Source organism: Streptomyces roseoverticillatus, from assembly GCF_000719265.1.
In the GTDB taxonomy this organism is placed as follows: Bacteria; Actinomycetota; Actinomycetes; order Streptomycetales; family Streptomycetaceae; genus Streptomyces; species Streptomyces roseoverticillatus.
Genome location: NZ_JOFL01000003.1, coordinates 296,252 through 310,783 on the forward strand (window position 1 = coordinate 296,252; position 14,532 = coordinate 310,783).

7 protein-coding genes are annotated in these 14,532 nt (G+C 74.7%); 5 read left to right on the forward strand and 2 right to left on the reverse strand.

Annotated elements, in window-relative coordinates:
• Positions 1 to 280 precede the first annotated feature (280 nt).
• The 4 genes from IF61_RS0105135 to IF61_RS0105150 are packed head-to-tail and all read left to right on the forward strand — an operon-like array spanning position 281 to position 11,019.
• The gene (locus IF61_RS0105135) at positions 281 to 8,299 is read left to right on the forward strand and encodes a type I polyketide synthase (RefSeq protein ID WP_052392407.1); all 8,019 of its coding nucleotides are present in this window, start codon (positions 281 to 283) and stop codon (positions 8,297 to 8,299) included.
• Complete coding sequence (locus IF61_RS0105140) at positions 8,296 to 9,423, forward strand: SDR family oxidoreductase (protein ID WP_052392408.1); 1,128 nt, start codon at positions 8,296 to 8,298, stop codon at positions 9,421 to 9,423. The genes IF61_RS0105135 and IF61_RS0105140 overlap by 4 nt, the downstream gene beginning before the upstream one ends.
• 13 nt (positions 9,424 to 9,436) lie before the next feature.
• Positions 9,437 to 10,036 carry a DUF6230 family protein gene (locus tag IF61_RS0105145; protein ID WP_030365030.1) on the forward strand — a complete coding sequence of 200 codons (600 nt, stop codon included), beginning with the start codon at positions 9,437 to 9,439 and terminating at the stop codon, positions 10,034 to 10,036.
• Positions 10,027 to 11,019: a DUF6114 domain-containing protein gene (locus IF61_RS0105150; protein ID WP_052392409.1), complete on the forward strand. Its 993-nt coding sequence runs from the start codon at positions 10,027 to 10,029 to the stop codon at positions 11,017 to 11,019. Before IF61_RS0105145 ends, IF61_RS0105150 begins: the two co-directional genes overlap by 10 nt.
• Here IF61_RS0105150 and IF61_RS0105155 read toward each other — a convergent pair.
• Positions 10,952 to 11,530 carry a PadR family transcriptional regulator gene (locus IF61_RS0105155; RefSeq protein WP_030365032.1) on the reverse strand — a complete coding sequence of 193 codons (579 nt, stop codon included), beginning with the start codon at positions 11,528 to 11,530 and terminating at the stop codon, positions 10,952 to 10,954. The two genes, IF61_RS0105150 and IF61_RS0105155, sit on opposite strands and share 68 nt — an antisense overlap.
• A gap of 56 nt (positions 11,531 to 11,586) precedes the next feature.
• Positions 11,587 to 13,608, reverse strand: coding sequence for an oxidoreductase (locus tag IF61_RS0105160; protein ID WP_030365033.1), 2,022 nt, complete (start codon positions 13,606 to 13,608; stop codon positions 11,587 to 11,589).
• Positions 13,609 to 13,836: 228 nt separating this feature from the next.
• On the opposite strand from IF61_RS0105160, the gene IF61_RS0105165 reads away from it, so the two are divergent.
• Entirely contained in the window at positions 13,837 to 14,508 is a 672-nt protein-coding gene (locus IF61_RS0105165) for a hypothetical protein (RefSeq protein WP_245684403.1), read from the forward strand.
• Positions 14,509 to 14,532 lie beyond the last annotated feature (24 nt).

The following is a 14,532-nucleotide window of genomic DNA, read 5'->3' on the forward strand; positions in this document are numbered from 1 at the left end:
TGGTGTGTCGGCTCCCTGCCTGCGCCTGCAGGTCAAGGGCTGTCTCCGCACCTTACAACGGGGCCCGCGCCGGCCGGGCTCCCCGGGTTTCCGAGACGGGCGCGGGGGGCGTGACGGGCGGGGCCGGGCTGCTTCGCCGCTCCGGTTTCGGGCGCTGCTCCACGTATCAAATGAGTGAAAGTGCAAGGCAGTTCACTATTCGCCGCGGAGCCGGAAATGCCTCATGTTCCGGCCCGGGCCGCACGGGCCGGAAAACCCCCGGCACCGTGCAGGAGTGACCATGGAGCCCTTCGCCCCGCCGCCCGCCGCCCCGCACGAACCCGTCGCCGTCGTGGGCGCGGCCTGCCGCCTCCCCGGCGGCATCACCGGCCTCGACGGCCTGTGGACGGCCCTCGCCGAGGAAAGAGACCTGATCAGCGCGGGCCCGCCGGAGGGCCGGGTGGACCCGGCCCGCTTCCTGGACCCCGACCCGGAACGCCGCGGCAAGGCGTACACGATGGCCGGCGGCTATCTCGGGGACGTCTCCGGCTTCGACCCCGAGTACTTCGGCATCTCGCCGCGCGAGGCCACGCACATGGACCCGCAGCAGCGGATGCTGCTGGAGATGACGGCCGAGGCGCTGGACGACGCGGCCGTCGACGCGGCGGGCCTCGCCGGCTCCGACACGGCCGTCTTCGTCGGCATCAGCGACATGTCGTACGGCGGGCTGCAGATGGCCCGCCCCGAGGAGATCACCGCGTACGCGATGAGCGGTTCCGCCCTGTCGATCGCGGCGAACCGGCTGTCGTACGTCTTCGACCTGCGCGGCCCCAGCATCGCCGTGGACACCGCCTGTTCCTCCTCGCTCATCGCCGTGCACCAGGCCTGCGAGACGCTGCGCTCGGGGCGCAGCCGGGTCGCCCTCGCGGGCGGCGCGAACCTGCTCCTCAGCCCGCACCACTTCATCGGCTTCTCGCGCGCCCTGATGCTCTCGCCGCGCGGGCGCTGCGCGACGTTCTCCGCCGGGGCCGACGGCTACGTCCGGGCCGAGGGCGGCGGGATGGTGGTGCTGAAACGGCTCTCCGACGCGCTGGCGGACGGCGACCGGGTGCAGGCCGTCATCACGGCCAGCGGCGCCAACTGCGACGGCAACACCTCCGGGATGACCGTGCCGAGCACGGAGATGCAGCAGCGCCTGCTGCACGAGGTGTACGAGCAGGCCGGGACCGGCCCCGACCAGGTGCTCTACTTCGAGGCCCACGGCACGGGCACGCCGGTGGGCGACCCCCTGGAGTGCCGGGCGGTCGGCGAGGCGCTGGGCCTGCGGCGGACGAACGGGCCGCTGCCCATCGGCTCGGTGAAGACCAACATGGGCCACGCGGAGCCCGCTTCGGGGATGGCGGGCCTGTTCAAGGGGATGCTGGTGCTGCGGCACGGCCGGATCCCGGCCTCGCTGCACGGCGAACCCCTCAACCCGCAGATCGACTTCGCCGGGCTGAACCTCTCCCCGGTCGGCAGCATGCGGCCCGTGGCGGCCTGCGGTGACGGCGGTGCGGTGGGGGTGAACAGCTTCGGCTTCGGCGGCGCGAACGCGCACGTGGTGCTGGGCGCGGCACCGCCGCGGCAGCGTACGGCGCCGCCCGCGCGGCGGGGGCCGCTGCCGATCGTGGTGTCCGCGCGCACCCTCAAGGCGCTGTCGGAGACGGCCCGCGCGGTCGCGGGGCGGCTGGACGGCGCCGACGGCCGGGAGTTCTACGACGTGTGCTGGACCGCGTCCCGCCGGCGGACGCGGCACCCGCACCGCGCGGCCGTCCTGGCCGACGGCCCGGACGAGGCGGCGGCCCAGCTGAGGGCCCTCGCGGCGGACGAGAACGCGCTGGCGGCCGCCTCGGTGCACGCCGAGCGCCCGCCCACGGGCGGCGTGGCGTTCGTCTTCTGCGGCAACGGCACGCAGTGGGCCGGCATGGGCGCGGCCCTGATGGCGCAGGAGCCGGCGTTCCGCAGGGCGGTCGAAGAGGCGGACCACCATCTGGAACCGCTGCTGGGCTGGTCGGTGGCGGAGCTCTTGGCGGCGGGGGCGCGGGACGCGTCCCGCGGGGAGGCGGACACGGAGGCCGGTTCCGCCCCGGCCGCAGACGCAGGGAGTGTGCCCCGCGGGCAAGCGCGTACGGAGAACGGCTCCGCCCCGGCCGCCGCAGACGCGGAGAACGCGCCCCGCACGGAGACAGACACGGAGAGCGTGCCCCGCGGGGAAGCACGTACGGAGAACGGCTCCGCCCCGGCCGCCGGCGCAGAGAGCGCGCTCCGCGCGGAGGCGGACACCGCAAACGGCTCCGCCCCGGCCGCCGCAGACGCGGGGAACGGGTCTGCCCCGGCTGCCTGCGTAGCGAGCGCGCCTGGGGCAGCCACCGGCGTGGCATGCACGCCCGGCGCAACCGCAGTCGCCGCAGTCGCCGCGGACGCGGCCGACGCGGCGAACTCGGCGAACTCGGCCCGCGGGCGCGAGGCCGACCACGCCGGCCGCATGGCCGACACCGCCTTCGCCCAGCCCGCGCTCTTCGCCTTCCAGCTGGGGCTCGTCGCGCTGCTGCGTGAGTACGGGGCCGTCCCCGCCGCCGTGCTGGGACACAGCGTCGGCGAGGTCGCGGCGGCGTACGTCTGCGGGGCGCTGGACCTGGCGGACGCGGCGCGCGTGGTCGCCGAGCGCAGCCGGGCGCAGGCCGGGACGGCCGGGACGGGGCGGATGGCCGCGGTCGGGCTGAGCGAGCAGGAGGCGGCGGAGGCGATCGCCGGGTACGGCGGGCGGCTGGAGGTCGCCGCGGTGAACAGCGCCCGGGACGTGACGGTGTCCGGGGAGCCCGGCGCGCTGAGGGACCTGGCCGGCGAACTGGCCGGGCGGGACGTGCCGTTCCGCGAGCTCGACGTGGACCACGGCTTCCACAGCGCGGCGATGGACGTGATCGAGGAGCCGCTGCGGGCGGGGCTGGCCGGGCTCGTCTCCCGCGAGCCGCGCCTGCCGATGTACTCCACGGTGACGGGCGAGCGCGTCGTCGGCGGGCAGCTGGACGCCGCGTACTGGTGGCACAACGCCCGCCGGCCGGTGCGGTTCGCGGACGCGGTGGCGCGGGCGGCAGGGGCGGGGCTCGCGGCGGTGGTGGAGATCGCCCCGCACCCGGGCCTGTCCGGCGCGCTGAACCGTATCGCCGCCGATACCCCGGGCGGCCCGTTCCCCGTCGTCTCCCCCGTTACCCGGGACCGGCGCGACGGCGCGGCCGTACGCCGGGCCGCCCTGCGGCTGCTGGCGGCAGGGGACGCGAGCGGCACGGACCGCTGGTTCCCGCGGCCCGGCGCGGTCACCGGTCTGCCTCCCTACCCGTGGCAGCGGGAGCCGTACTGGCACGGCACTCCGGAACACTGGATCCGCACCAGTGGCGACGGCGTGCTGGTGCACCCGCTGCTGGGCGAGCGCGCCCCCGTGCTGGAGCCCACCTGGCACGCGCCCGTCGAGCGCGCCCGTACCCCGTGGCTGGCCGACCACCGCGTCGCCGGGGCCGTGGTCATGCCGGCCACGGGGTTCGTGGAGCTGGCGCTGGCCGCCGGGCGGGAGGCGCTCGGCGGCCCGGCCGAGGCCGGCGACCTGGAGATCACCCGCGCGCTGCCGCTGACGTGGGACGCGGCGATGGACGTCCGCCTGCAGACGTCGCTGTCGGACGAGGACGGCATCGTGCGCGTCGCCAGCCGCACGGGCGACACGGGCGGCTGGCGGCTGCACGCCCGCGGCCGGGTACGGCGTCTGGCGGCCGCGCGGCCCGGCCCGGTGAACGTGACGGAGGTGCGCGAGCGGATGACGGGCCGTGTCACCGGCGAGGAGCACTACGCCGCGGTGGCCGCGGCCGGCCTGGAGTACGGCCCGGCGTTCCGGGTGCTGCGCGAGCTGCACACCGGCTACGGCGAGGTCCTCGCCGCGTACCACTGCGACCCGCCGGACGACGGCTACGGCGGGTACGTGGTCCACCCGGCGCTGCTCGACGGGGCGTTGCAGGCGGGGGCGCCGCTGCTGGTGGACGCGGAGACCGGTTTCCTGCCGTCGGCGGTGGACAGCGTCCGCGTGTGGGCGCAGCCGCCGGTGGACGGGCTGGTGCACGTGCGGCAGCGCTCGCGCAGCTCGCGGGAGGTGGTGTGGGACATCACGGTCGCGGGCGAGGACGGCGCGCCCGCGCTGGAGCTGACCGGCTGCCGCCTGCAGCGGCTGCCTCTGCCGGCCGGGGACCGCGGCGAGACGTACGTCTCGGTGCTGCGCGCGGCGCCGCTGCGCGGTCAGCCCGTGCCGGCGTGGGTGCCGCCGTCGCCGGGCGAGCTGGCCGCGGCGGCGGAGGAGGAACTGGAGCGGTTGCGGAAGGGCCCGTTGATCGAACGGTACGGGGAGGCCCACACCTTCCTGCGGCGTCTCACAGGGATCAGCGCGGTCAGGGTGTTCACGCAACTGCTGCCGGGCCAGGAGGACATCACGCTCGGCGGGCTCTTCGCGGCGGGGCTGCTCCCGCAGCACGAGAAGCTGGTGCGGCTGCTGGCGCGCATGGCGGAGGAGGAAGGGCTGCTGGAGCCCGCCGGGGAGGGCTGGCGACTGCTGCGGACGGGCGAGGCACCCGGCGCGCGCGAGGTCTCCCGGCTCGCCGACTACCTCCCGGCACAGGCCCTCAACCTGCGCTTCGCCAGGCACCTGCCGGATCTCCTGTGCGGGCGGCGGGACCCGCTGGAGCTGCTGTTCCAGGACAGCGGCCCGGAGCTGATCCAGCAGTACTACGACATCAACCCTCCGTGCGCGTTCCACAACCGGATGGCCGCCGAGCTGCTGGGCAAGCTGCTCCGCGCCTGGCCCGCCGGCAGGCCGCTGCGCGTCCTGGAGGTGGGCGCGGGTACGGGCGGGCTGGCCGCGCGCCTCATCCCGCTGCTGGACGACCGCGTCCGGTACGTGTTCAGCGACGTCTCCGCCGCGTTCTTCCCTCCGGCCCAGGCACGGTTCGGCGACCACCCCTGCGTGACGTACGGCGTCTTCGACCTGGACGCCGAGCCGGAGGACCAGGGCTTCGCCGAAGGCTCCTTCGACGTCGTCGTCGCCGGGTTCGCCCTGCACACGGCCACCGACCTGCGGGCGGCGCTGCGGCGGCTGGCGCGGGTCACCGCCCCGGGGGGCCATCTGCTGGCACTGGAACTCCACGCCCCGGAGGCCGTGGCGCTGCTGTTCGCCACGCTGGGCGACTTCTGGGAGACGCTCGACCCCGGGCTCCGTCCCGGCAGCGTCGTGCTGCCCCGCGAGCAGTGGCCGGGCGTGCTGACCGGGTGCGGCTACCAGGACGTGGTCCAGCTGGGCGCCGCGCAAGCACCCGCGAGCGAGCACTTCTCGGTTCTCCTCGCCCGTACTCCGGCGGCGGACGACGCCCCTCCGGTCGTCGTCCCCGCGGGGCCGCCCGCCCGGGACTCCTGGGTCCTCGTCGCCGAGGACGCCGCCGAGGGCGCGCTGGGCGCGCAGGTGGCGGCGGAGCTCGCCGCCGCGGGCTGCTCGGCGGCACGCGTCGTGCCCCTGCCGGAGGGACCGGAAAAGTGGTCGGAGCTGTTCCGGCAGGCACCGTCCGCGGCGGTGGTGCTGATGCTGGGCTCCGCCGCGGACCTGGCCGCCGAGGGCGACCCCGGCGCCTGTACGGAGCTGGCCGTACGACGGGCCTCCGCGCTGCGGTCCCTGGCCCTCGCCGTGGCCGGGCAGACGCCGCAGGAGACGGCGAAGCGCCACGTCGTCCTGGTCACCCACCCCAGCGGGGCCCTGCCCGCCCCGGAACGGCCGCTCTTCCCCGGCCATGCCGCCGCGTGGGGCGTGGCCCGTACGCTCGCCAGTGAGTCACCGCTGACGCTGGAGGTGCGGCGCGTCTCCCTCGACCACGGGCCCGAGCCGGCCGAGGACGCGGCACGGCTGGCCCGCGAGCTCCTCGCCGCCCGGCCCGAGGGCGGACAGGACGCGGACGGCGAGGGGTCCGGGGAGGCCGAGGAGGAGGTCGTCCTGACCCGGGGCGGCCGGTTCGTCCACCGCCTGGAGCCGGCCGCACCGCCCACGGAGACCGCCGGGCCCGGCAGCGAGGTCCGCTACCGGCTGCACGTGCAGGACCAAGGCCTGGCCTACGGGCTGCGCTGGACCGAGACGGCCGTCACGGAACCGGGAACCGGGGAGGTGGTGGTCGCGATGCGCGCCGCGGCGCTCAACTACCGCGACGTGATGGTCGCGACGGGGCTGCTGCCGCCGGTGGCCGAGGACGGCGTCTCGTCGGAGCTGTACCTCGGCCTGGAAGGCGCCGGTGTGGTCACCGCCGTGGGCGAGGGGGTCACGGACCTGGCGGCGGGCGACCGGGTGTTCGGCCTGCTCCCCGGGGCCTTCGCCTCCCATGTGCGGCTCCCGGCCATCGCCGTGCGCCCGGTCCCGGACGGCATGTCCTTCGCCGAGGCGACGACCCTGCCGGCGGTGTTCTTCACCGTCCAGCACGGTCTCAAGCACCTCGCCCGCCTCCAGCCGGGCGAGACGCTCCTCGTCCACGGCGCCGCCGGGGGCGTCGGCCTGGCCGCGGCGCAGTACGCCGATCTCGTCGGTGCCCGGGTCATCGCCACGGCGGGCAGCCCCGCCAAGCGGGACCTGGCGCTCGTCCTCGGGGCCGAACTGGCCCTGGACTCACGCACCCACGCCTTCGCCGAAGCGATCCGCGCGCACACGGGCGGGCGGGGCGTCGACGTCGTGCTCAACTCGCTCAGCGGCGAAGCGGCGGCGCGCACCCGCGAACTCCTGGCACCCTGCGGACGGTTCATCGAGATCGGCAAGCGGGACGTGCTGACCAACCAGCGGATGCTGCAGAAGGCGCTGGCCCCCAACACCACGCTCTGCGTCGTGGACGCCGCCAACCTGGTCTGGCAGGCCCCCGACCACGTCGAGGCGGTGTTCGACGAGGTCCTGGCGCACGTCCACGCCGGCGACTACGTGCCGCTGCCCCACCTGGCCTACCCCGCCCACCGCGTCGAGGAGGCGTTCCGGCTCCTGCAGCACTCCAAGCACATGGGCAAGATCGTGATCACGTTCGACGAGCCCGTTCCCGTCCACCGCACTCCTCGTCCCCCGCGGCCCGCGGACGACGGGACCTGGCTCGTCACCGGGGGCCTGGGCGGCTTCGGCGGAGCGACCGCCCGCCGCCTCGCCGCGCGCGGCGTCCGCACGCTGGACCTCGTCAGCCGCCGGGGCGAGGACGCCCCCGAGGCCGGGGAACTGCTCGCCGCCCTGCGCGGGCAGGGCGCCGACGTGCGGGCACACGCCGTCGACATCAGCGACGCGGAGGCGGTGCGGGAGCTGCTGGCGGGCCTCGAAGCGGACGGCCGGCCGGTGCGGGGCGTCGTGCACGCCGCCATGCACCTCGACGACGACGCGCTGACGGAGCTCACCGACGAGCGCGTCCGCGCCGTCCTCGCCCCCAAGTGGGCGGGTGCCCTGCTCCTGGACGAGCTGTGCCCGCAGGCGGAGTTCATCGTCTACTCCTCGGTCGGCGCAGCGTTCGGGGTCCCGCACCAGGCCTCCTACGTGGCGGCCAACCTGGCCATGGAGGCTCTCGTACGGGCGCGCCGGGCGGCCGGCCGTCCCGGCCTGGCCGTGGGCTGGGGCGCCATCGACCGCGTCGGCTATGTCGCCCGCAACGAGCTGGTCCCCGTGCTCAGCGCCGGCGGTGTCGCACCCCTCGGTCCGGAAGAAGCCCTGGACGCGCTGGAGGAGTTGCTCGACCGGGGGACGGACTGGGCCGCGTTCGCCCGCCTCGACTGGGGCAGGCTCGCCGTGGTCGCCCCGTCGGTGAGCAGCTCCCGGTTCGCCGCCGTCCTGCCGCTCACGGTCGAGGGCGCCACCTGGCGCCTGGAAGAGCTCCTCGAACAACTCGCCGGCGCGAGCCACGAAGAGGCCTTCGTCATCGTCGAGGACCTCATCACGTCCATGGTCGCCGACACCCTGCACATGCCCCCGGAGGAGGTCGACCGGCACCGGCCGCTGCAGCAGTACGGCATGGACTCGCTCATGGGCATGGAAATGCTCGCCAAGTTCCGCAAGCACCTCAACCAGGAGGTGCCGGTCATGGAACTGCTGCACTCCGACGGGTCCATCCACGGCATCACCGAGACCGTCCTGCCCCACCTCCTCAAGCAGGCCCGCTCCGGCACCCTGCCCGAGGGGCTGCCCTCCCTGCCCGGCGCGCTGCCCGGCACGCTCCCCCTCAGGGCCGCGGCCCCCGGGAGGAGCGGGGCGTGACCGTCGTCCTCACCGGCGCCACGGGCTTCCTCGGCTCCCGGCTGCTGCGGGCCCTGCTCGCCGGCGGCCGGTCCGTGGCGGCCCTCGGCCGCGACGGCGCCGGGCGGCCCCTGGCCGCCCGGCTGGAGGCCGCGCTGCGGGCCTGCGGCGCCGGCGACGGCGAACTCGCCGCCGCGCGCGAACGGCTGACGGCCGTGCCCGTCGACCTCACCGGACCCGGGCTGGGCCTGAAGCCCGCGGACCACGACCGCCTCGCCGGGGAAGCCGAAGCGGTCTGGCACTGCGCCGCCGCCCTGTCCCTGATCGACACCGAGGAAAGCCTCGCCCCCGTCAACATCACCGGCACCCGCCGGCTCACCGAACTCGCCGACCGCTCCCCCGCCCACGTCCCCCTGCTGTACTTCAGCACCGCCTACGTGGCCACCGGCCCGGACACCGGGCCCGCGAACGGGCAGCGCCTGCCCTCCGCCCTCGAAGCCGTCACCGGCTACGAGAGGACCAAGCGGCGGGCCGAGGCCGTCGTACGGGACTGGGCCACGAGCCGGCAGCGGCCCGCCCTGATCCTGCGCCCGAGCCTCCTGGCCACCGACCGGCCGCTGCCCGCCGACGCCGCACAGCAGCCCTTGTCCACGCTCGGCACCGGTCTGACCGACCTGATCGGACAGGCCCCGCCGCTGCTGCGGCGCATCGTCCTGCACCGGCGGCCCGGGCTGCCCCGCGTCCGCCTGCGCCTCCTGGGCGACCCGGCCTCCCACATGAACATCGTCCCCGTCGAGTACGTCGTCGACGCCGTGCTGCGCCTGGCCGCCCTGCACCATCCGCCGGGCGCTTCCACGTACCACCTGGTCCACCCCGTGGAGACGCCCGCTCCCCTGCTGGTCGACGCCGTGGGCGCACTCGTCCCCGGCGTCGAGCTGGTGCTGCAGCCCGCGGTCGACCGTCCCAACCTCATCGAGCGGGAGATCAACCCGATGCTGGCGAACTTCCTCCGCCGGGACTGGCGCAGCCGGGCCGACGGCCACCCCCCGTTGCACGAGGTGCTGCCCGGCCTGGCCGCGCCCGCGCCCATCGACCTCGCCTACCTGAAGGCGGCCATGAACTTCCTCGTCGCCGCCACCACTTGAGAAGGAGCCGGGCATGAACCCACCCGAGGGCAAAACCTCCTGGAAGAAGGCAGCCGTCGTCGCCGTACCGGCGCTGACGGCCGTCGTCGTCCTGGCCGTCGGCATGGCGGAGGGCGTGCTGGCGTCGTCGTTCGCCGTCTCGGGTGCGGCGTTCCAGGTGTCGTCGGGCAAGCTGACGAGCAAGGGCCTCGCCTCGTACGTCCAGGTCGACCGGTCCGCGGACGGCGCGGGCCACCCGGTCGCGCTGCTCGGCATCGGCGACGCGACGCTCTCCGACATCTGCCAGTCCGCCCAGGTCGGCACGCCGCTCGGCACGGTGGTGTTCAAGCTGACGGCCGGCGGCAGGGCGGGGGAGGTCAGGGCGAGCAATCTGGTCCTCGACAGCGAGGACCTGGTCGGGGACGCCGCCTTCGGTCAGGTGCAGATCGGCCGGGACGCCTCCACGCTGGACACCGTGCCCGGGATGCGGGGCGAGGCCGGGCAGTTCGGGCTGCAGGCCTCGGAGGTGTCGGTGTCCAGGGTCCAGTCGCACGCCCGGTCCGCCACCGGGGGCGACTTCAAGCTCAAGGGACTGTCGCTGGACGTGAACCTGAACGGCAAGGCGTGTTTCTGACCCGGCGGCGGGCCCGGTTCCCGGCCTGGCGGCCGACCAGGTTTCCGGCCTGGCGGCGGACCCGGCCGTTCTGGGCCGGCGCGCTGCTCGTCCTCGCCGGCGCCGAGATCGCCGCCGTGCCGCTGGCACCCGTGTCGGTCCTGGTCGGCCTGGGGCTCGGGGGCATCGCCGCGCTCGGCATCGGGGCCGCGCTCGTCGCGGCGGGCCTGTTCCTGTGGTTCCTGCCGCACACCCGGCACTACGTCGGGATGCACGCGGTGATCCTGTCGGTGCTGTCCTTCGCGGTGACGAACCTGGGCGGGTTCTTCGCCGGCATGCTGCTGGGGATCGCGGGCGGCGCGATGGGCTTCGCGTGGACCCCGGAACGGCCGCGGGAAGAACCCCCGGAGCAGCCTTCACAGCCCGGCGAACCGCTGGGGCACCCGCCGCAGAAGGCCCTGGCGATCGGCCTCCCCTTCGTGCTCCTCGCGGCGACCGCCCTCCCCGCGCCCGGCCCTCCCCCGCGGGCCCCCGGCCCCGTGATCGCCCCGCGCACGCCGCCGACCGTGACCACGACCCGCTTCGCCCCGGACGGCTTCACGCTCGCCCGCGTCGCCGAGGTGCCGACCGCCGGCGGCCCGCGCAGGGCGATGGTGCTGACCATGCGGGCGGCGTCCCTGCGGGACTACCGGCTGCGGACGCGGGACGGCGGCGGCGCCGAACTGGCCCTGTCGGCCGACGAGCTGAGGCTCGGCGGGCAGGTGACGCTGTACCTCACCCGCCTCACCGGCTGCGTCCAGGGCGCCCTCTGCCTCACGTTCACGCCGGACCGGCTGCCCGTTCCGCCGGTTGCGCCGCCGTTCGTCTTCATGACGGACGTGACGGCGGAGCAGGCGCTGGTGACGAGCGGCACCATCGGTGCCGACGGCCTGGTCCTCAGGCCCGGCCGTTCCCCTGCTCCCCCTCCGGCCGCTCCCCCACCGGTCGCTCCCCCACCGCCGTGAGCGCCTCGGTGAGCCACTCCGTCCAGAAGGCCTCCAGGCCGATGCCGCCGCGCAGCACCGCGTGGCGCAGCCGGTCCTCCTCGCTGTCGCGCTCCGGCGGGAAGTCGCGTTCCTCGATCGCCCGGTACTCGGCCAGCTGGCGCCGGTGCAGGTCCAGGTGGCGCCGCAGCTCCTCCGCCAGGCCGGCCGTGCCCACGACGGCCGCGGCGCGCATGCGCAGCAGGAGGGGTTCGCGGACGGGCCGGGGGTCGTCGGCCTCGGCGACCCACGAGGTGAGCGCGGCCCGGCCGGCGGGCAGGACCTCGTACTCCTTCTTCTGCCCGCGCGCCGGGGCGGCGGCGGGCAGGGCCCGGATCAGGCCGGCCTGTTCGAGCTTGCCCAGCTCCCGGTAGATCTGCTGGTGCGTGGCGGACCAGAAGTAGCCGATCGACTTGTCGAAGCGGCGGGCGAGCTCCAGCCCGGAGGAGGGCTTTTCGAGGAGCGCGGTGAGGATCGCGTGCGGGAGGGACATGCCCGCATCCTAAGGACCGGACGGGAGCGCCGGACGGGGATGCGGGCGGCCGTGCGTCAGATCTCCGCGGCGAGCTCCGTTCCCTGGCGTACGGCGCGCTTGGCGTCGAGTTCGGCGGCGACGTCGGCGCCGCCGATGACGTGGACGCTGTGCCCGGCCGCACGCAGCTCCTCGTACAGGTCGCGGCGCGGCTCCTGACCGGTGCAGAGGACGACCGTGTCGACGGGCAGGACGGTGGGCGTGCCGTCGACGGTGATGTGCAGGCCCGCGTCGTCGATGCGGTCGTACGTGACGCCGGCGGTCATGGTGACGCCGCGGTGCTTGAGCTCGGTGCGGTGGATCCAGCCGGTGGTCTTGCCGAGCCCGGCGCCGACCTTGGTGGCCTTGCGCTGGAGGAGGTGCACGGTGCGGGGCGGCGCGGGCCGGTCGGCCTCGCCGAGGCCGCCGGGCGCGCGGTAGCCGGTGTCGACGCCCCAGCGGCGGAAGTACGTCTCGGGGTCGAGGCTCGCGCCGTCGCCGCTGTCGGTGAGGTACGCGGCGACGTCGAAGCCGATGCCGCCGGCACCGACGACGGCGACGCGCTCGCCGGCCTCGGCGCCGTCGCGCAGGACGTCGAGGTAGCCGAGCACGCTGGGGTGGCCGGTGCCGGGGATGTCCGGGGTGCGGGGGGTGACGCCGGTGGCGAGGACGATCTCGTCGTACGCGGCGGCCGTGAGGTCAGCGGCGGTCACGGGGGTGGACAGGCGGACGTCGACGCCGTGGAGGGAGAGCTGCGTGCGGTAGTAGCGCAGAGTCTCCTCGAACTCCTCCTTGCCGGGGATGCGCTTGGCGACGTTGAGCTGCCCGCCGATCTCGGGGGCCGCGTCGTAGAGCGTGACGGCGTGGCCGCGCTCGGCGGCGGAGACCGCGAAGGCGAGGCCCGCGGGGCCCGCGCCGACGACGCCGATGCGCTTGCGGCGGCGGGTGGGGGCGAGGACGAGCTCGGTCTCGTGGCAGGCGCGCGGGTTGACCAGGCAGGACGTGATCCTGCCGCTGAAGGTGTGGTCGAGGCAGGCCTGGTTGCAGCCGATGCAGGTGTTGATCTCGTCCGCCCGGCCGGCGCCCGCCTTGGCGACGAAGTCGGGGTCGGCGAGGAAGGGCCGGGCCAGGGACACCAGGTCGGCGTGGCCGTCGGCGAGGAGCCGCTCGGCGAGCTCGGGGGTGTTGATGCGGTTGGTGGTGACCAGGGGGACGGACACGGAGCCCATGAGCTTCTTCGTCACCCAGGCGTACGCGCCGCGCGGCACCGACGTGGCGATGGTCGGGATCCGGGCCTCGTGCCAGCCGATGCCGGTGTTGATGATCGTGGCGCCGGCGGCCTCGATCTCCTTGGCGAGGGTGATCACCTCGGCCAGGGAGGATCCTTGGGGCACGAGGTCGAGCATCGACAGCCGGTAGATCAGGATGAAGCCGGGGCCGAGGCGCTCGCGGGTGCGCCGGACGATCTCCAGGGGGAAGCGGATCCGGTTCTCGTACGGGCCTCCCCAGCGGTCGGTGCGCCGGTTGGTCGCGGCCGCGATGAACTCGTTGATCAGGTAGCCCTCGGAGCCCATGATCTCGACGCCGTCGTACCCGGCATCCCGGGCGAGCTCGGCGGTCCGCACGAAGTCCTCGATGGTCTCCTCGACCTCGTCGCCGGTGAGGGCGTGCGGGACGTACGGGCTGATGGGCGCCTGGATCGCGCTGGGGGCGACGAGGCCGGCGTGGTGGGCGTACCGCCCGAAGTGGAGGATCTGCAACGCGATCCGGCCGCCCTCGCGGTGGACGGCGGCGGTCACGGCCTTGTGCTCCTCGGCCTCGGCCGCGGTGGTCAGCTTGGCGCCGCCCGCCCAGGGGCGTCCCCGCTCGTTGGGGGCGATGCCGCCGGTGACGATCAGCCCGGCGCCGCCGCGGGCCCTGGCGGCGTAGAAGGCGGCCATCCGCGCGAAGCCGTGCTCGGCCTCCTCCAGCCCGACGTGCATCGATCCCATGATCACGCGGTTGGGGAGGGTGGTGAACCCGAGGTCGAGCGGGCTCATGAGGTGCGGATACGGGCTCATCGGGGGCCTTTCTCACAGTGCGGTCGTACCAGTTCTAGAGCCCCCGGGCCGCTTTTGCAACCAGTTGCATAAGGTCCTGCACCGTTTCAAGATCAACTACAACTTTACCAATCCTTGGTGTTGTTGACCCAATCCATGCACGAGCCTCAAGATCACCCCCCGGAATCACTGGTTCCGCCCCATGGAACCCGTGGTTCCCTCACGTGAGTTGAGAGGCAGGAGATCACTTTGAACAAGCAGGCAATGCGCAACGGCGCCAGACTGGCGGCTCTTTCGGCGGCCGCACTCGGGCTGATGGCGGCCATGGCCGCCCCGGCCGCCGCCGACGACCAGCCCACGCGCAAGCAGCTCATAGCCGACTGCTCGTCCGGCGAGGGGAAGTGCAGCTTCAACGACCCCGTGCTCGGCAAGGCGTTCCTCGGCGAGTTCCGCCAGGTGTCCAACTCGCTCTACAACTGCAGCAGCTCGGACGCCACGCAGTCGATGGGCTGGTCCGACTCGGTGGGGTCGTCGGACTCCGTCGGCGTCTCCGTCACGGCCGGCGGCAAGATCGCGGGCATCGTGGACGTCAGCGTGACCGCGAACTACGGCCACACCTGGTCGAGCAACCACGAAGAGAACAGCTCGCTGAACATGACGGTGAAGCCCGGCGAGGTCGGCTGGATCTCCCGCGCCCAGGTCATGCAGACCGTCTCGGGCACGTGGCAGACCCACTACGACAGCCCGAAGTGGGGCCACTACTACTGGTACGTGCCGGACACCATCACCGGCCCGGCCGCCAACGGCACGGACGGCAAGAGCAACGCGGTGGTCGTCAAGTCCCGCAAGATGACCGCCGAGGAGAAGGCGTCCTGTTCCGCCGGCAGCAAGTCGGGCCGGGCGTTCGTCGCCAAGCGCTGACGCGCCGGCCCGTGACCCCGTGCG

Excerpts from the sequence above, each read along its gene's own strand:
- IF61_RS0105135 (WP_052392407.1), top strand. The coding sequence starts at position 281 with ATGGAGCCCTTCGCCCCGCCGCCCGCCGCCCCGCACGAACCCGTCGCC.
- IF61_RS0105145 (WP_030365030.1), top strand. The coding sequence starts at position 9,437 with ATGAACCCACCCGAGGGCAAAACCTCCTGGAAGAAGGCAGCCGTCGTC.
- IF61_RS0105160 (WP_030365033.1), bottom strand. The coding sequence starts at position 13,608 with ATGAGCCCGTATCCGCACCTCATGAGCCCGCTCGACCTCGGGTTCACC.
- IF61_RS0105155 (WP_030365032.1), bottom strand. The coding sequence starts at position 11,530 with ATGTCCCTCCCGCACGCGATCCTCACCGCGCTCCTCGAAAAGCCCTCC.